Annotated in this window: 16 protein-coding genes and 1 pseudogene; 9 read left to right on the top strand and 8 right to left on the bottom strand. The window is 71.6% G+C overall.

Features of this window, described 5'->3' with window-relative positions; translation table 11 throughout:
* Positions 1-2: 2 nt before the first annotated feature.
* From ACFSDF_RS15040 to ACFSDF_RS15030, 3 genes are all read left to right on the top strand, one after another.
* A complete protein-coding gene (locus ACFSDF_RS15040; protein ID WP_167004484.1) occupies positions 3-1,022 on the top strand; it encodes a DctP family TRAP transporter solute-binding subunit in 1,020 nt (339 codons plus the stop codon).
* Positions 1,019-1,999: a phosphotriesterase family protein gene (locus ACFSDF_RS15035; protein WP_377158061.1), complete on the top strand. Its 981-nt coding sequence runs from the start codon at positions 1,019-1,021 to the stop codon at positions 1,997-1,999. The genes ACFSDF_RS15040 and ACFSDF_RS15035 overlap by 4 nt, the downstream gene beginning before the upstream one ends.
* A 63-nt stretch (positions 2,000-2,062) precedes the next feature.
* Entirely contained in the window at positions 2,063-2,575 is a 513-nt protein-coding gene (locus ACFSDF_RS15030; RefSeq protein WP_377158059.1) for a hypothetical protein, read from the top strand.
* A 3-nt stretch (positions 2,576-2,578) separates the two neighbouring features.
* Here ACFSDF_RS15030 and ACFSDF_RS15025 read toward each other — a convergent pair whose 3' ends face one another.
* Positions 2,579-3,475: a LysR family transcriptional regulator gene (locus ACFSDF_RS15025; protein ID WP_377158057.1), complete on the bottom strand. Its 897-nt coding sequence runs from the start codon at positions 3,473-3,475 to the stop codon at positions 2,579-2,581.
* Between the two features lie 92 nt (positions 3,476-3,567).
* Between ACFSDF_RS15025 and gabT the strand changes: the two genes are divergently transcribed.
* The gene (gabT, locus tag ACFSDF_RS15020; protein ID WP_167249990.1) at positions 3,568-4,884 is read left to right on the top strand and encodes a 4-aminobutyrate--2-oxoglutarate transaminase; all 1,317 of its coding nucleotides are present in this window, start codon (positions 3,568-3,570) and stop codon (positions 4,882-4,884) included.
* A gap of 1 nt (position 4,885) precedes the next feature.
* Positions 4,886-6,364, top strand: a complete 1,479-nt coding sequence (locus ACFSDF_RS15015; protein WP_377158054.1) for an NAD-dependent succinate-semialdehyde dehydrogenase — start codon at positions 4,886-4,888, stop codon at positions 6,362-6,364.
* Between the two features lie 4 nt (positions 6,365-6,368).
* Here ACFSDF_RS15015 and ACFSDF_RS15010 read toward each other — a convergent pair whose 3' ends face one another.
* Entirely contained in the window at positions 6,369-7,001 is a 633-nt protein-coding gene (locus tag ACFSDF_RS15010) for a methyltransferase domain-containing protein (RefSeq protein WP_167004501.1), read from the bottom strand.
* A 299-nt stretch (positions 7,002-7,300) separates the two neighbouring features.
* Between ACFSDF_RS15010 and ACFSDF_RS15005 the strand changes: the two are divergent.
* Positions 7,301-7,744: pseudogene (locus ACFSDF_RS15005) on the top strand (choice-of-anchor A family protein); the annotation flags it as partial.
* Positions 7,745-8,017: 273 nt separating this feature from the next.
* Here ACFSDF_RS15005 and ACFSDF_RS15000 read toward each other — a convergent pair.
* On the bottom strand, positions 8,018-8,968 hold the full coding sequence (locus tag ACFSDF_RS15000; RefSeq protein ID WP_377158052.1) for an NAD(P)/FAD-dependent oxidoreductase: 951 nt from the start codon (positions 8,966-8,968) through the stop codon (positions 8,018-8,020).
* 101 nt (positions 8,969-9,069) lie between these two features.
* On the opposite strand from ACFSDF_RS15000, the gene ACFSDF_RS14995 reads away from it, so the two are divergent.
* A complete protein-coding gene (locus tag ACFSDF_RS14995) occupies positions 9,070-9,669 on the top strand; it encodes a helix-turn-helix domain-containing protein (RefSeq protein WP_167004505.1) in 600 nt (199 codons plus the stop codon).
* 32 nt (positions 9,670-9,701) lie between these two features.
* Here the strand turns inward: ACFSDF_RS14995 and ACFSDF_RS14990 are convergent, their stop codons facing one another.
* The 3 genes from ACFSDF_RS14990 to ACFSDF_RS14980 are packed head-to-tail and all read right to left on the bottom strand — an operon-like array spanning position 9,702 to position 11,673.
* Positions 9,702-10,631, bottom strand: a complete 930-nt coding sequence (locus ACFSDF_RS14990; RefSeq protein WP_377158050.1) for a hypothetical protein — start codon at positions 10,629-10,631, stop codon at positions 9,702-9,704.
* 27 nt (positions 10,632-10,658) lie between these two features.
* The gene (locus ACFSDF_RS14985) at positions 10,659-11,120 is read right to left on the bottom strand and encodes a GNAT family N-acetyltransferase (RefSeq protein ID WP_167004510.1); all 462 of its coding nucleotides are present in this window, start codon (positions 11,118-11,120) and stop codon (positions 10,659-10,661) included.
* A 58-nt stretch (positions 11,121-11,178) separates the two neighbouring features.
* Positions 11,179-11,673: a VOC family protein gene (locus tag ACFSDF_RS14980; protein WP_377158048.1), complete on the bottom strand. Its 495-nt coding sequence runs from the start codon at positions 11,671-11,673 to the stop codon at positions 11,179-11,181.
* 101 nt (positions 11,674-11,774) lie between these two features.
* Between ACFSDF_RS14980 and ACFSDF_RS14975 the strand changes: the two genes are divergently transcribed.
* Positions 11,775-12,914 carry a glucose-1-phosphate adenylyltransferase family protein gene (locus tag ACFSDF_RS14975; protein ID WP_167004516.1) on the top strand — a complete coding sequence of 380 codons (1,140 nt, stop codon included), beginning with the start codon at positions 11,775-11,777 and terminating at the stop codon, positions 12,912-12,914.
* 20 nt (positions 12,915-12,934) lie between these two features.
* On the opposite strand, the gene ACFSDF_RS14970 is transcribed toward ACFSDF_RS14975, so the two are convergent.
* Complete coding sequence (locus tag ACFSDF_RS14970) at positions 12,935-13,594, bottom strand: nitroreductase (protein WP_243845070.1); 660 nt, start codon at positions 13,592-13,594, stop codon at positions 12,935-12,937.
* 10 nt (positions 13,595-13,604) lie between these two features.
* Entirely contained in the window at positions 13,605-14,222 is a 618-nt protein-coding gene (locus ACFSDF_RS14965) for a TetR/AcrR family transcriptional regulator (protein ID WP_167004519.1), read from the bottom strand.
* A gap of 77 nt (positions 14,223-14,299) precedes the next feature.
* Between ACFSDF_RS14965 and ACFSDF_RS14960 the strand changes: the two genes are divergently transcribed.
* Positions 14,300-15,670: a pyridoxal phosphate-dependent decarboxylase family protein gene (locus tag ACFSDF_RS14960; RefSeq protein WP_167004521.1), complete on the top strand. Its 1,371-nt coding sequence runs from the start codon at positions 14,300-14,302 to the stop codon at positions 15,668-15,670.
* The last annotated feature ends 4 nt before the right edge of the window (positions 15,671-15,674 follow it).

Genomic DNA, 15,674 nt, shown 5'->3' with positions numbered 1-15,674 from the left:
CCATGTCTACACACCGATTCCGCCGTACCACCACGATCGCCGTCTGGGCGGTCGTCCCCGTGCTCGCGCTCACCGCCTGCGGTGGGGGCGACGACGAGGGAGGTGACGGTGGCGACGTCGAGCTCACGCTCGCGCACAGCTACACCGAGAACCAACCGCAGCACCGCTGCGGAGCCCAGGTCATCGCCGACGAGGTCGAGAACGCCGACGTCGGGGTGACGGTGAAGCTCCACCCCAACAGCCAGCTCGGCGGCGACGCCGACCGGATCAGCTCGGTCGTCTCCGGAGACATCGACATCGACATCCAAGGCGCCTCGGCGCTCGGTGCCGTGTACGAGCCGGTCGCCGTCCTCGACGCCGCGTACGCCTTCGACGACAACGACCACCTCGTACGGTTCTTCGAGAGCGACGACTCAAACGAGCTGCTCGACGGCTTCAAGGAGGAGACGGGCGTGACGACGCTCGGCGCCTGGTCTGCCGGCATGCGGCAGTTCACCGCCAACGAGCCGATCCGTACGCCGGCAGACCTCGAGGGCCTGCGGATGCGGTTCCCCGCGTCGCCGCAGTTCCTCATGAACGCCAAGGCGCTGGGGGCGAACGCGACCGAGGTGGCGTACGAGGAGCTCTTCCTCGCGCTTCAACAGGGCACGGTCGACGGCCAGGAGAACCCGATCGTCAACATCGACGCCGTCAGCCTCGACGAGGTGCAGGACTACATCAGCATGTCGTCGCACCAGGCCAACTCCAACCTGGTGATCATCGGCCAGAAGTGGGACGAGCTGTCCGACGAGCAGCAGGAGGCGTTGCAGGCGGCGGTCGACAAGGCCGTCGAGGAAGTTCCGGGCTGTGTCGACGAGGACGAGCAGAAGACGCTCGCCGAGTGGAAGGACAGTGGGTCGCTGAAGGTCGTCGACGACGTGGACGTCGAGGCGTTCCGAACGAAGGCCGACACCTACTTGCGCGAGAACTTCAACGATGAGCAGCTCGCCGTCTACGAGGCGATCCGGGGCACGGCTGAATGACGGGGTCGGGGGAAGTCCAGACCTTCACCGGCCCGGTTGACGAGGGCGACCTCGGGGTCACGCTGATCCACGAGCACGTCTTCGTCGGGCATACCGAGCTGGACCTGAACTTCCCCCATCCGGAGTGGGACGAGGCCGCGGCGGTCGAGACGGCCGTCGCGGGCCTCGACCGCCTGTGGGACCTGGGCGTACGGACGGTAGTCGACCTCACCGTCCTCGGTCTCGGACGTGACGTGGCGCGGGTGGCGACGGTTGCCGCCCGGTCACGCGTCCGGCTCGTCGCGTCGACGGGCTACTACACGGCGGACGTGCTGCCGCCGTACTTCCACACCCACGGGCCCGGCCTGCTGATCAACGGGCCGGACCCGCTGGTGGAGATGTTCCTCGCCGACATCGAGAACGGCATCGCCGGCACGGGCGTCCGAGCCGGGATGCTCAAGGTGGTGACCGACCGGGCCGGACGCACCCCGGACGTCACGCGGGTGATGACAGCGGCGGCGATCGCGCACCAGCAGACCGGGGTGCCGATCACCACGCACACGCACGCACCGTCGGAGAACGGCCGCGACCAGCTCGCGTTCCTCGGCAAGCACGGCGTCGCGCCCGACCGCGTGATCGTCGGACACTGTGGCGACTCCGAGGACCTCGCCTATCTGCGCGCGCTCGCCGACACCGGGGCGACGCTGGGGATGGACAGGTTCGGGATGGAGCACCTGCTGGCCGACGAGAAGCGCGTACGCACGGTGCTGGCGTTGCTGCCTCTCGGCTACGCCGACCGCATGGTGCTGTCGCACGACGCCGCGTTCTTCAGCCGGGTGACACCGCCGAGCTGGCGCGCCACGCATGTCCCGAACTGGCACATGGAGAACGTCCACCGGCGCATCGTCCCGATGTTGCGCGAGGGTGGCGCGAGCGAGGCCGACCTCGAGCAGATGCTGGTCCGCAACCCCGCGCGGCTGCTGGCGCCGTCGCGCTGATCGGGCGGGCCGCGCCATCGTCACCGCACGAAGTGTGCGACCACGGTGCACCATGAATACGTGATGTCTCCACCCACGAAGCGTCCGCCCCTCGACCGGGAGCGCGCCGCCGCGCGGGTCAGCGCATACCTGTATGGCAACATCCTGGTGCTCGCAGCGCTCGTGTCGCTCCACCCCGAGGACCTCGACGGACCGACCGGAGCCGTCGTCGTTCTGGGCACGGCGGTCTCCACCTTCATCGCGCACGCCCTTGCGGAGACCGTCGCCCTCGACGTCCGCAGCACGGGATCCGTCTCGCGCACGATGCTCCTCCACGAGCTGCGAGACGCCCGCCCCATCGCGTCGACCGCGTCGCTGCCCGTCCTGCTGATGCTTGCCGCGTACGCCGGCTGGATCGCCGAAAGTTGGGCGCTCGGCCTCGCGATCGCCGTCATCGTCGTGCGACTCGCCGCTCTGGGCTGGATCGTCGCGCAGATCGCCGGCAAGCGGGGGTCACGTGAGATGTTCGGCTCCGGCTTCGCACTCGCCGTCCTCGGCATCCTCGCTGCGGTGCTCGAGTGGCAGCTCAAGCACTGACCCTCATCTCGCAGGCGGCGCGACGCCCGCCCCGTACCGCGCGACGCAGAAGTCCCGCAGCCGACGGGTCAGGTCGGCGAGGGTCGCGGCCGCGTGATGGTCGGGCTCCCATGCCGCCCACAGGTGGACCCGCAGCGGCCCGTGGGCGCCGTCGACCTCGAGCGGGACGAGGGCGAAGCGCGGATCGTCGGTGACGACCGCGATCCCTCGCCCCGCCGCCGCGAGCGCCTGCGCGACCTGAGGGTGGGACGACTCGACGTACGACCCGAGCGCGAGCCCGGCGTTCTCGACGGCGACGTCGAGCACGTGCCGCGCCCTCATGCCCGTGCGTAGCACCACGAGCCGCTCACCGACGAGCTCATCGAGCCCAACGCTCCCCCGCGGCGCCCATACATGGTCCGTCCGGACGTACGCCCACACCGGCAGCACAGCGACCGGCGCACCCGCGAGGTCCGGACCGGGCCGGTCGAACACGAGCGCGAGATCGGCGCCGCCGCGCAGCGACACGTGCGGGTCACCGACCTCGGTCTCCAGCACGGTGGGCACCGGGTCGTCAGGCTCCAGCTGCGCCACGAACGGCGCGATGACGTCGGTCAGCGTCGTCGTCCGGGTCGCGATCGTCAACGCCTCGAGACGCCCCGCCGCCATCGTGGACGCCGTAGCGCGGGCCTCGTCGGCGCGCCGCAGCAGATCGCGCGCGACTGGGAGGAACTGCGTGCCCGCCGCGTTGAGCGCCAGTCGCCCGCGCGACCGCGTGAAGAGGTCGACGCCCAGCTCGCGCTCCAGGCCGCGCAGCTGCCGCGACAGCGCCGGCTGCGTCATGTGAAGGGCAGTCGCGGCGCCGCTGACCGTGCCGGCGTCAGCGGTCGCGACAAAGTAGCCGAGCACCCGCAGCTCCATCCGAACCTCCGATCCTCCTATGCCTGTACGGCATACGTAGGCAGCATATTCGGTATTGGACGGCATAGCCTCGCAACCCCGATCCTGTCTGCATGGCTCTCACCCAGGAACGTCGCCTCGTCACCCCTATCCCGGGACCGGCCTCGCAGGCGCTGATGGCACGCAAGCACGCCGCAGTCCCCGCCGCAGTGGCGACGACGATGCCCGTGTTCGCCGCCGAGGCGTCCGGCGGGATCGTCAAAGACGTCGACGGCAACCAGCTCATCGACCTCGGGTCGGGCATCGCCGTGACGACCGTGGGCGTGAGCGCACCGCGGGTCGTCGACGCCGTGGCTGCCCAGGCCGCCGCCTACACACACACCTGCTTCATGGTCACCCCGTACGAGCCGTACGTCGCGGTTGCCGAGGCCCTCAACCGGCTCACCCCGGGCGACCACGAGAAGCGCACCGCGCTGTTCAACTCCGGCGCCGAAGCCGTCGAGAACGCGGTGAAGATCGCCCGCGCCCACACCGGTCGGCAGGCGGTCGTCGTGTTCGACCACGCCTACCACGGGCGGACCAACCTCACGATGGCGATGACGGCCAAGTCGATGCCGTACAAGCACGGGTTCGGGCCCTTCTCCCCCGAGGTCTACCGCGCCCCCATGTCGTACCCCTTCCGCGACGGCATCAAGGACGGCCGGCTCGCCGCCGAGCGGGCCCTCGATGTCATCGACAAGCAGGTCGGCGCCGCCAACCTCGCGGCCGTCGTGATCGAGCCGATCCAGGGCGAGGGCGGGTTCGTGGTGCCCGCGGAGGGCTTCCTCGCGGCGATCGCGCAGTGGTGCGCCGAGAACGGCGTCGTGTTCGTCGCCGACGAGGTGCAGTCGGGCTTCGGGCGTACGGGGGCGATGTATGCGTGCGAGCACGAGGGCGTCGTACCCGACCTCGTCGTCACGGCCAAGGGGGTGGCCGACGGCCTGCCCCTGTCCGCCGTGACGGGGCGCGCCGCGATCATGGACGCCGCGCACGCCTCGGGCCTCGGCGGCACGTACGGCGGCAACCCGCTGGCCTGTGCCGCGGCGCTCGCGACGATCGAGATCCTCGAGGCCGAGGGGCTGGTGGCGCGGGCAGGTGCCATCGAGTCACTGATGCGCGACCGACTCCACCGCGTCGCGGCCGACGACCCGCGCATCGGCGACGTGCGCGGACGCGGCGCGATGATCGCGATCGAGCTCGTCGACGCGGCCGGCGAGCCCGACGCCGCGCTCGCCAAGCGCCTCGCCTCCGCCTGCCACACCGAGGGCGTCATCATCCTCACCTGCGGCACCTGGGGCAATGTGATCCGCTTCCTGCCGCCGCTGACGATCTCCGACGCCCTTCTCCACGAGGCGCTCGACGTCCTCACCACCGCTCTGCAGGAGGCCTGACATGACCGCGACGTACGAGCCCTCCGCGCTCGAGCGCCACCTCGCCGAGCTCGATCCCGAGCGCGGCCTGTTCGTCGGCGGCGAGTGGCGGTCGACCGCCGCGACCTTCGTCGTCGACGACCCCGCGACCGCCGCCCTCGTCGCGCACGTCGCCGACGCCTCCCCTGCCGACGCGACCTCGGCCGTCGACGCCGCTGCGCGCGCACTGACCGCGTGGCGCCGCACCGCGCCACGCGCCCGCTCGGAGATTCTGCGACGCACGTACGACCTGATGGTCTCCGACGTCGACCGGCTGACTGCGCTCATCTGCGCCGAGAACGGCAAGTCGCTCGTCGACGCACGCGGCGAGGTGATGTACGCGGCCGAGTTCTTCCGCTGGTTCTCCGAGGAGGCCGTGCGGAGCTCCGGCGACTACGGCCCGGCGCCGGCCGGCGGCACCCGTACGCTCGTGACCCGCCGCCCCGTCGGCGTCGCCGCCCTGGTGACCCCGTGGAACTTCCCCGCCGCGATGGCGACCCGCAAGATCGCCCCGGCGCTCGCGGCCGGGTGCACGGTGGTGCTCAAGCCGGCGGCCGAGACCCCGCTCACCGCCCTCGCGATCACCCGGATCCTCACCGAGGCCGGGGTGCCGGACGGGGTCGTCAACGTCGTCCCGACCACCGACGCGGCCGCAGTCGTCGGCACCTGGCTCGCGGACCCCCGGGTCCGCAAGATCTCGTTCACCGGATCGACGAACGTCGGCCGGATCCTGCTGCGCCAGGCGGCGGACCGGGTCGTGAACAGCTCGATGGAGCTCGGCGGGAACGCGCCGTTCATCGTCACGGACGACGCCGACCTCGACGCGGCCGTCGAAGGGGCAATGGTCGCGAAGTTCCGCAATGGCGGGCAGGCCTGCACCGCGGCGAACCGCTTCTACATCCATGCCGACGCCGCTGACGCGTTCACCGCACGCCTGGGGGCAGCCGTCGAGGCGCTGACCGTCGGTCCGGCGTCAACCGGCGCCCAGATCGGTCCGCTGATCTCAGCCAAGGCGCTCGCGGGCGTGCAGGCACTCATCGACGCCACCCTCGCCGCTGGAGCGACGGTCGCGCACCGCGCACCGCTCGACCCGACGCTAACCGGGCACTTCCTCGCCCCGGTCGTGCTCGCCGACGTCGCCCCGGACTCCCCGGTCGTCACCGAAGAGATCTTCGGACCGGTCGCCCCGATCGTCAGGTGGCGCACGGAGGAGGAGCTGCTCGACTACGTCAATGCCAGCGAGTACGGCCTCGCCGCGTACGTCTACGCGGGCGATCTCGGCCGCGCGCTGCGTCTCGCCGAGGAGATCGACGCGGGCATGGTCGGCATCGGGCGCGGCCTCGTCTCCGATCCGGCCGCACCGTTCGGCGGGGTCAAGCAGAGCGGCCTGGGTCGCGAGGGTGCACGCGAGGGGTTGGAGGAGTTCAGCGAGACACAGTACTTCAGCGTCGCGTGGCAGTGACGGCTCAGTCGTTCTCGCTGCCACGGAGCACGAGGAGCGCACCGCGCGGATAGCGCTCGACCGCGACGCACGTCAGCGGCAGGCCGTCGATCGCCTCCACGACGGCCTCCGCCTGGCGCTCCGGGCCGACCTGGACCACGGCGTACCCACCGGCGGTCAGGTGGCGCCCGATGACCTCGAGGCTGCTGCGGACGAGGTCCATCCCGTCCGCGCCGCCGTCGATCGCGAGCGGCGGGTCGTCGGGGAACCGGCTGATCTCGGCGCTCGGCACCCATGGCGGGTCGGCGATCACGAGAGAGAACCGCTCGTGCGGCTCGAGCGCGTCCTCGAGGAGGCCACACCGTACCGTCACCGCGTCGGCCAGACCTGCCGCTTCCGCATTCGCGCGGGCCCACGCACAGGCGTGCGGGCTGGCGTCGACCTGGACCAGCGGGCGCCCCGTGCGCGCGGCCACGAGCAGCCCGATGTGGCCGACACCGCTGAACAGCTCCAGCACCGGACCGTCGTGCGTCGAGGCCGCGAGCTCGACCGCGAGCTCGGCCTGACGCGCCGTCCACGCTCGCGGCTGGAGCACCGTCTCGTCGTACGCGATCGTCAGCGGGCCGAACGTCAGCGTCTGCACGGAAGTCGAGGTCACGCCTCCATTCTGACGAGAGGCGAGAAGAGTCGCGCAGTGCCACCTCCCTTCATGCGCCCCCTCACGCGAAGCCGCGGCATGGCTGCTGCCGGGACTGTCGTTGCGTGCACGGGTGCGGTTCTCCTCGCGCTGTCCGCACCGCTCCCCCGCGCGTACGCCGACCTCGACGGGATCAACCCCGTACGGATCGATCCGCTCGATCCGGCGAACAGCAGCTTCTTGGTGTTCGTTGAGGGCGACGTCACGCTCAACGCCGACGAGTCGGAGGGGACGGTTGCCTCGACGGCGACGCGTTCACCGCCCACAACACCGACACGAACGGCGCCTCCGCCCTCTACCAGGTCGTCCAGCCCGGCGCGCCGTACGGATCCGCGCCCCGGATCGAAGGCACCACCTCGCGACAGTCACCCGCGTCGGTCGCGGAGCCCGTTGGCGACCTCATCGACATCCCCGGCGCATTCGCCCAGTACCGCGACCTGACACGCGAGATGGGCACGTGCGCGCAGACCCTCACACCACGCAACGCGAACGGCGAGGCCCTGGAACGACCGCTCGACACCCCGGGCACGCAGGTCTCCCTCGACCTGGAGGCCGGGCGGACGAACGTGCTGAACCTGACCGCCGCCGAGCTGGGCAACGTCGCCAGCTTCACCTACCGAGGGACGCCGCCGGGGGGTGTCACCACGCTGCTCGTGAACGTCAGCGGCACGGAGTACACCGGGACGATGCCGAACCAGGCCGACGCCTCCTCGGACGCCTCAGCTGTGCGAGCAGCCCGACCGAGCCCACCACTGAGCCGACGACTGAACCGACGACTGAACCGACGACGGCGCCGCCCACGCGGACGCCCGGCACGCCCGCAGACGCCGCCGACAGCGAGGACGGGGGCTCTGACAGCACGCTGCCGTCGACCGGCGGTCCCCCGCCGTGGGTCGCGGCAGCCGGGCTCGCCCTCGTCGTCGGCGGGGCGGCGGTGGCCCTGCTGGCCGGTGTCCTCCGCCGCACGACCACGCCCGTCAGCGCGCAGCCACCGCAGACCTCGCCTCCTCGGCGACCAGATCAGTGTTGATCTGCGCGGCAGCGAACGCGCCCGCGGCCGCCGCCGCCCCCACCTGAGCGCTGAGGTCGGTGGCGTTGCCCGCGATCCACACCCCGGCCACGTCCGTTCGACCGGTGGGATCGCAAGGCACGTGCGTCCCCATCCCCGACGGATGCTCCACAGGCTTGATCCCGAGGGGCGCGAGGAACTCGACTCGCGCCGACATCCGTGCACCCACGGCCACCACGTCGCGCGGGATCGTGGTGCCGTCGACCAGCCGCACGCCGGTGATCCGGTCGCCCGAGATCTCGAGCGCCTCGACGGCACCTTCGACCACGGCGACGCCGCGCGCCGCGAGCTGCTCCGCCTGCTCCTGCGGCAGTGCACCCTGGTCGTTCACGAACACCGTGACGTCGTCGCTGAGCTGCCGGAACAGCAGCGCCTGATGAGCCGCCATCGGCCCGGTCGCGAGGACGCCGATGGCCTGGTCGCGGACCTCCCAGCCGTGGCAGTACGGGCAGTGGACGACGTCACGGCCCCATCGCTCGCGAACCCCGTCGACCTCCGGCAGCTCGTCGACGAGCCCCGTCGCCACGAGGACGCGACGGGCCGTGACCGTACGCCCGTCGGTGAGGGCCACGGCGAAGCGCCCGACGCCACCGGTCACCGCCTCGACCGTGCCCGTGGCGATCTCGGCGCCGTACTGACGGATCTCGTCCCGTCCGCGCTCCAGCAGCTCACCCGGCGGCATCCCCTCGCGGGCGAGCAGCCCGTGCACACCCTCGGCAGGGGCATTGCGTGGCTGCCCGGCATCGATCACGACCACCGAGCGCCGTGACCGCGCGAGCACCAGTGCTCCGCTCAGCCCAGCAGCGGCCCCACCCACCACGACGACGTCGTACGCGTCCTTCATCGCCCCGTCCTTCATGCCTAGTCCTCTCCCGGAGCCACCGTGGCCCCACGTCGCCCAGCGTGCGTCGCGGCAACCGATTCTCGCAAACGTCCTTGCCGGTATGGCAAACTCGAAGGATGGACCACGCACTCGACCAGACCCTCGACGCCGTCGGGACCCGCCTGCGGGCCCTGCGTCAGGAGCGAGACACCACACTTGCCGACCTGTCCGAGGAGACCGGCATCTCCGTGAGTACGTTGTCGCGCCTCGAGTCGGGCGCCCGCAAGCCCACGCTCGAGCTCCTCCTCCCGCTCGCCCGGGCGTACGGGGTGACGCTGGACGAGCTCGTCGACGCGCCGCCGACCGGTGACCCCCGCATCCACCTGCGGCCTCGGAAGGCGTTCGGCATGACGACGATCCCTCTGACCCGTCGCGCCGGCGGCATCCAGGCGTACAAGCTGGTGATCCCCGGCGGCAGCGACAGCGGCACGCCCGACCTGAAGACGCACGAGGGCTACGAGTGGGTGTACGTGCTCAACGGGCGTCTGCGCGTCGTCCTCGCCGAGCACGACATCGTCCTCGCACCGGGAGAGGCGGCCGAGTTCGACACCCGTACCCCGCACTGGTTCGGCGCGGCCGACGACGATCCGGTCGAGTTCCTCAGCCTCTTCGGCAAGCAGGGCGAGCGCGCGCACCTGCGGGCTCGCCCGAAACGCACCTCCCCGTCCGCGCCGTGAAAGCAACCTGACCGAATCGGCGGGAGAAACGGTCAGGTTGCTTTCACAGCGCGGGCGCGTTCGGCGGCACGGCGGGCCTTGGCCTCGTCGCGCTCGGCGTCGGCGCGCTCCTTGCGCGCGGACGAGTCGGCCGTACGGGCGTCGGCGAGCGCGGACTCGACCTCATCAAGCTCCTCACGGAGGGCCTTGCGGCGCTGTTGGAGATCCTCGACCGCCGTGCGGGTCTCGGCTGCTCGGTCGTGCGCCTGCGCCGCACGGCGACCCATGTCCTCGAGCACCTTCTCGGCGCGCGCGAGCTCCTCGGCGTCGCGACGGGCCCGCTCGGCAGCCTTCGGGTCGGGCTTCGGGGCGGATTCCGAGGCTGGCTTGGCGGGCTTGGCAGCCTTGGCGGGCGTCGAAGGCGCAGCCTTCTTCCGCGGCGCGCGCGTCCGTGGCTGTTCGGCGACAGCCTCGGGCACGGCCACCTTGCCGTCGAGGTCGACCGGCTCGAACCCCGCCGTCGTCAGGGCGTCGACCAGCAGCCCCGTCTCCATGGCAGCTGCTGCGGCCGCGTCGGCGAGCGCCGCCTGCAGCGTCTGCGTCAGCTGCTCGGCCACCGCGTCACCCAGCGGCGCATCGGCGTCGGTCGCGAGACGGCGTGCCGATGCCACGGCCTCACCGATCAGGGCGCGCCGCTGCGAGGCCAGCGCGCGCAGCTCCGCCCCGGCCAGCTGCTCTTGCGCCTCACGCAGCTCCTCGCCCAGCGCGAGCAGCGCCTCCACGCGCTCAGCGTCGCCCCGTACGAGGAGGTTCACCGCCCACGCCGCTCGAGTCGGCTTGCGAAGCGCGCTGATCCGGCGGGCGAGCGGCGCGTCCCCGGCCTTGCGCGCCTGGGCCGCGAGGGCCTTGCGCGCCGCGATGAAGTCGTCGGGCATCCCCTCGTACAGGGGACGCGCCACCGCCTCGAACGTCTGCTCGGTCACCTCACCAGGGTGCCCTGAGGACGCGCGTCACACCATGCGTGTCATGTACGTGCTGTGCGGATCGAGCACGTACGTCCCGAACGGCCCGCAGACCTCGAAGCCCGCCTTGGCGTACAGCGCCCGTGCCGGGAGGAAGAAGTCCTGGCTGCCGGTCTCGAGGGACACCCGTCGTACGCCTCGGGTGCGGGCGTCGTCGAGAAGGTGCCCGACGAGGTCGCGCGCAAGCCCGCGTCCTCGCGCGCGAGGGTGGGTCCGCATGCTCTTGAGCTCCTCGTGCGCGGGCTCGACGACGACCAGCGCGCCCGTCGCGACGATCCCCTCGGGGTCCTCGACGCACCACATGCGCACGGCGGGACGACGCAACCCGTCGAGGTCCAGCGCGTGCTGGCTCTCCGGCGGCGCGGTCGGCGCGAGGTCGTCGAGATGCTCCTGCAGGAACGCCGCCAGACGGGGGTCGTCGAAGTCGGCGCGGTCGGTCGCGAGGGTCATGCGCCCATGGTGCGCGGCGATTGTTTCCCAGACGTGACACGACCAGGCCGACAAACGATCAGCCGACGCGTGAGCGCATCTCCGCGTCGAACGTCGCCATCAAGGTCTCCATCTGCTGCTGGTACGCGGGCTCGGCGAGGCGGCGCTCCATCTCCTCTGCTGTGATGTCCTCGAGGTGCGAGGCCAGCCACCAGATGTTGCCGAACGGGTCGCGGACGCGGCCACCTCGGCTGCCGAACGCGTCATCGGCCAGCGGGGTCACCTCGTGAGCGCCTGCTTCCAGCGCCGCCGCGAACGTGGCGTCCACGTCCTCGACGTACAAGCTGAGCAGCGAGATGCAGTCGGGCCACTCCGGCGCCGCGTCGAACGCCATCACGACGCGGTCGCCGATGAGCACTTCGGCGTGTCCGAGCCGCCCGTCGGGCAGCACGAAGCGCCCGCGCTCGACGGCCCCGAAGGCGGCCACCATGAAGTCGACGAACTCGGCTGCTCCGCGGACGCATACGTAGGGGCTGACAGCGCCGTAGTCGGCGGGAATGCGTGTCGTGGTCATGCCCCGAGGCTAGGAGCGTTTGCGGTCAGGTTCTGTCCGGATCGCGGGCCTCGGCTCGCTCGCGACCGGCGGGGCACGCTGCGGCCGCTTACAGTTCCCTCATGCGTCCCCTTGATGTCATCGCCATCGTTCTCGCCGGTGGCAAGGGCGGACGGCTCGGTGAGCTCACCGAGCGACGCGCCAAGCCCACCGTCCCGGTCGCCGGCTCCTACCGTCTCGTCGACATCGTGCTCTCGAACCTCGTGCACAGCGGGATCAGCGACGTCTGGATGATCGAGCAGTATCTCCCGGGCTCGCTCAACGAGCACCTGGCCCACGGTCGGCCCTGGGACCTCGACCGCTCGTGGGGCGGGCTGAGGGTCGTTCCGCCGTTCGAAGGCGCCGAGGGCGGCGGCTTCGCGCAGGGCAACGCCGACGCGCTCGCCCGCCAGGCCGAAGCGTTGCGTGAGCGCGCGCCCGACGTGACGCTCGTGCTCAGCGCCGACCACCTGTACACCCTCGACCTGCGTGACGTCCTCGAGACGCACGAGAGTGCGGAGGCCGACCTCACAATCGTCACTACCACCGGCGTCCCCGACCCCTCCCGCCACGGCGTGGTGGAGACCGACGACGACGGCCGTGTGACCGGGTTCGCCTACAAGCCCGACGAACCAGCGACCGACGTGGTCGCGGCCGAGATATTCGCCTACCGCACGACGACGCTCCTGGACGCGTTCGACCACCTGCTGGAGGCCGACGGCCAGCTCGAGGACTACGGCGACCAACTCGTGCCCCACTTCGTGGAGAACCAGCACGTGGTCGAGCACCGGCTCGACTCCTACTGGCGCGACCTTGGCACCGTGCCCGGCTACTGGCAGGCGCACATGGATGTGCTCGACCGCACCGGAGTCCGGCTGGACGACCCCCGGTGGCCCATCCGCACCGCCGCGCCGGTACGCCTGCCGGCGCGCGTAGCACGCTCGGCCGACGTCCAGGATGCGCTCCTCGCCCCGGGAAGCCAGATCTCAGGGTCGGTGCGGCACAGCATCGTCGGGCCGGGCTGCGAGGTGGCCGCCGGCGCGGAGGTCGTCGACAGCGTCCTCCTGGACGGGGTCACGGTCGGTCCCGGCGTGCGCCTGGTCGGCGTGGTGGCCGACGCGGGCGCCGTGATCACGGGCGGCTCCGTCCGCGGCTCGGACGACGTCGTGACCCTCGTCGGGGCCGAGGGGAACGTCGCCGAGCGGGCGCCCCGCGAGGAGTGAGCGAGGAGCCCTGCGCTGCGTCACTCGACGAACGTGACCGCCTCGTCGACCGACGCCCGGCTCGTACGGAATCCGTTGACCGGGTGGTCTTCGTCGGCGAAGCCGAGCGCGATCGCGCACACCACGAGCCGGTCGTCGGCGAGCCCGAGGAACTCCCGTACGTGTTCCGAGTACATCGCGACCGCCGCCTGCGGGACCGTCGCGATGCCTGAGGCGTGTGCAGCGTTAACGAGGTTCGCGACGTACGCACCGCAGTCGATCGCCCCGTACACCCCCTGGCTCCGGTCGGTGGTGACCACCGCGACCTGCGGCGCACCGAAGAACGAGAAGTTCTTGAGCATCTGCGTGCCCCGCGCCTCAAGGTCGGACCGCTCGATGCCGAGGCTCGCGTACAGCGCGAAGCCGGACTCGCGACGCCGCTCGCGATAGACCCCCACGTAGTCCTCCGGCATGGGCAGGTCGGACGACGGCGCGGAGGACTGCACGTGCGCGGTCAGGCTCGCCGCGAACCGCGCCGTCGCCTCTCCACCGACGACGTGGACGTGCCACGGCTGCGTGTTGCACCACGACGGTGTCCGCTGCGCGAGCGCGAACACGTCCCGCAGCGTCTTTTCGGGCACCGGCTCGGGACGGAACGCACGGCAGCTCCATCGTTGCGCGAGGATCTCCGACAGCAGCACAGCGACTCCCTCACTCGACCGGTTCGGACAAATACCGCACGCACAGGCGCACCATCTCGTCGAGCACCTCGTCACGCGACAGCGGCGGCGCGTCGAGCACCCACCGTACGGTCAGGTTCTCGACGGCCAGCACGAGCACCCACGCGACAGCCGCCGGGCGCCGAGCCGTGGTCGCCCCCGGCTGCGCGGCGAGGTAGGCCGCGACGAGATCCTGCACGCGACGCTCGAGCGCAGCGCGGCGGGCGCCGTTCTGACGCGCCGGCAGCTCCTCGAAGACCACCCGGAGAAGGTCCGCGTGCTGCTCGAGCGCGGCAAGGAGGGCGTCGGCGCACGCGCGCACCATGTCTGGCCCGACCTTTCCGAGCCGGTCGGTCAGCGACGCCGCGACCTGGTCCGCGACCTCGTCGGCATAGCGCTCGACGATGGCGGCGACGATCGCGTGCTTGTTCGGGAAGTACTGGTAGAGCGACCCCGGGCTGATGTCCGCGGCATCGGCGACGCGGTTGGTCGAGAACGCGTCGTAGCCGTCACGCAGGAGCACCTCGCGACCCGAGCTGACGATCCGCTCGACCGTCGCGCGGGAGCGTGCCTGGCGGGGACGCTTGCGTGGAGCCAGCACAGGATCCATGCCCGCATCGTAGGCGAGCGATCGCTCGCATGAAACACCATCGGCGCACACCGCCTGTCTCGCTAGCGTGGATGTCCATGAATGACCGGATCAGCCCGCTCGACGCTGCTCACGCCCAGGCACGACGGTTCCTCGACGGACTCGACGCGCGCCCCGTGTGGCCGACGGCGTCGTACGAGGAGATGCTCGCCGCGCTCGGAGGTCCGCTCCCGGAGGACGGGGCGGACGCCGACGAGGTGGTCGAGACGCTCGCCCGTACGGCCGATCCTGGGCTCGCCGGGATCGCAGGCGGACGGTTCTTCGGGTTCGTGATCGGCGGCGCGCTCCCCGCCGCGCTCGGAGCCGACTGGCTCACCTCGATCTGGGACCAGAACGGCGCATTGACCTCGCTGACGCCCGCCGCCGCAGCAGCCGAGCAGACGGCGGGACGATGGATCGTCGAGGCACTCGGCCTGCCGACCGGGACCGCGGCCGGCCTCGTGACCGGAGGACTGATGGCCAACTTCACCGGGCTCGCCGCAGCGCGCCAGCGGGTGCTCGCCGAGGTCGGATGGGACGTCGCGCAGCGCGGGCTCGCCGGTTCGCCACCGATCCGGCTCGTCGTCGGTGCGCTTCGGCACGACACGATCGACCTCGCAGCGCGCTACCTCGGGTTCGGCCGCGACACGCTCGTCCTCGTCGACGCCGACGACCAGGGCAGGATGCGCCCCGACGCACTCCGCACGGCGCTGACCGCCGGGAGCGGCCCGACGATCGTCTGCCTGCAGGCCGGCGAGGTGCACACCGGCGCGTTCGACCCGTTCCGCGAGCTCATCCCGTTGGCGCGCGAGGCAGGGGCGTGGATCCACGTCGACGGCGCGTTCGGGCTCTGGGCCTCGGCGAGCCCGCGCCTGTCCTCGCTCACGGCGGGCATCGAGGACGCCGACTCGTGGGCGACCGACGCGCACAAGACGCTCAACGTGCCGTACGACTGCGGCGTCGCGCTGGTCCGCGACCCGGGGGCGCTGGTCGCGGCGTTCGCGATCGACGCCGACTACATCCCCGGCTCGGGCGACGACCCGATGGATCTCGTGCCGGAGTTCTCGCGGCGCGCCCGCGGCTTCCCGGTGTGGGCGGCGCTGCGCAGCCTCGGCCGGAGCGGGCTGGTCTCGCTCGTCGAGACCCTGGTCGCCCACGCGCAGTCGTTCGCCGAGCGCTTGTCTCGGCTTCCGGGTGTCGAGGTCGTCAACGACGTCGCGTACACCCAGGTGATGCTCCGGCTCGAGACCGACGCGCTCACCACCGAGGCCGGCGAGCGGATCCTCGCCGAAGGCACGGCCGTCCTCACGCCGGCGGAGTGGGACGGACGCGCGGTGCTGCGCTGCTCGGTGTCGAGCTGGGCCACCACCGAGGACGACGTCGAGCGGACGGTCGCCGCGGTCGAGCGGGTGCTCGCCGACCTGCGCTGAGGGT

The organism is Mumia zhuanghuii (assembly GCF_042681565.1).
In the GTDB taxonomy this organism is placed as follows: Bacteria; Actinomycetota; Actinomycetes; order Propionibacteriales; family Nocardioidaceae; genus Mumia.
Note: the sequence above shows the minus strand (reverse complement) of the source record. Positions and strands in the feature narration are given on the sequence as shown.

Excerpts from the sequence above, each read along its gene's own strand:
- ACFSDF_RS14975 (WP_167004516.1), top strand. The coding sequence starts at position 11,775 with ATGCGTCCCCTTGATGTCATCGCCATCGTTCTCGCCGGTGGCAAGGGC.
- ACFSDF_RS15040 (WP_167004484.1), top strand. The coding sequence starts at position 3 with ATGTCTACACACCGATTCCGCCGTACCACCACGATCGCCGTCTGGGCG.
- ACFSDF_RS15030 (WP_377158059.1), top strand. The coding sequence starts at position 2,063 with ATGTCTCCACCCACGAAGCGTCCGCCCCTCGACCGGGAGCGCGCCGCC.
- ACFSDF_RS14985 (WP_167004510.1), bottom strand. The coding sequence starts at position 11,120 with ATGACCCTCGCGACCGACCGCGCCGACTTCGACGACCCCCGTCTGGCG.
- ACFSDF_RS15000 (WP_377158052.1), bottom strand. The coding sequence starts at position 8,968 with ATGAAGGACGGGGCGATGAAGGACGCGTACGACGTCGTCGTGGTGGGT.
- ACFSDF_RS14995 (WP_167004505.1), top strand. The coding sequence starts at position 9,070 with ATGGACCACGCACTCGACCAGACCCTCGACGCCGTCGGGACCCGCCTG.
- ACFSDF_RS15015 (WP_377158054.1), top strand. The coding sequence starts at position 4,886 with ATGACCGCGACGTACGAGCCCTCCGCGCTCGAGCGCCACCTCGCCGAG.
- ACFSDF_RS14965 (WP_167004519.1), bottom strand. The coding sequence starts at position 14,222 with ATGGATCCTGTGCTGGCTCCACGCAAGCGTCCCCGCCAGGCACGCTCC.
- ACFSDF_RS15035 (WP_377158061.1), top strand. The coding sequence starts at position 1,019 with ATGACGGGGTCGGGGGAAGTCCAGACCTTCACCGGCCCGGTTGACGAG.
- ACFSDF_RS14980 (WP_377158048.1), bottom strand. The coding sequence starts at position 11,673 with ATGACCACGACACGCATTCCCGCCGACTACGGCGCTGTCAGCCCCTAC.
- ACFSDF_RS15025 (WP_377158057.1), bottom strand. The coding sequence starts at position 3,475 with ATGGAGCTGCGGGTGCTCGGCTACTTTGTCGCGACCGCTGACGCCGGC.
- gabT (WP_167249990.1), top strand. The coding sequence starts at position 3,568 with ATGGCTCTCACCCAGGAACGTCGCCTCGTCACCCCTATCCCGGGACCG.
- ACFSDF_RS14960 (WP_167004521.1), top strand. The coding sequence starts at position 14,300 with ATGAATGACCGGATCAGCCCGCTCGACGCTGCTCACGCCCAGGCACGA.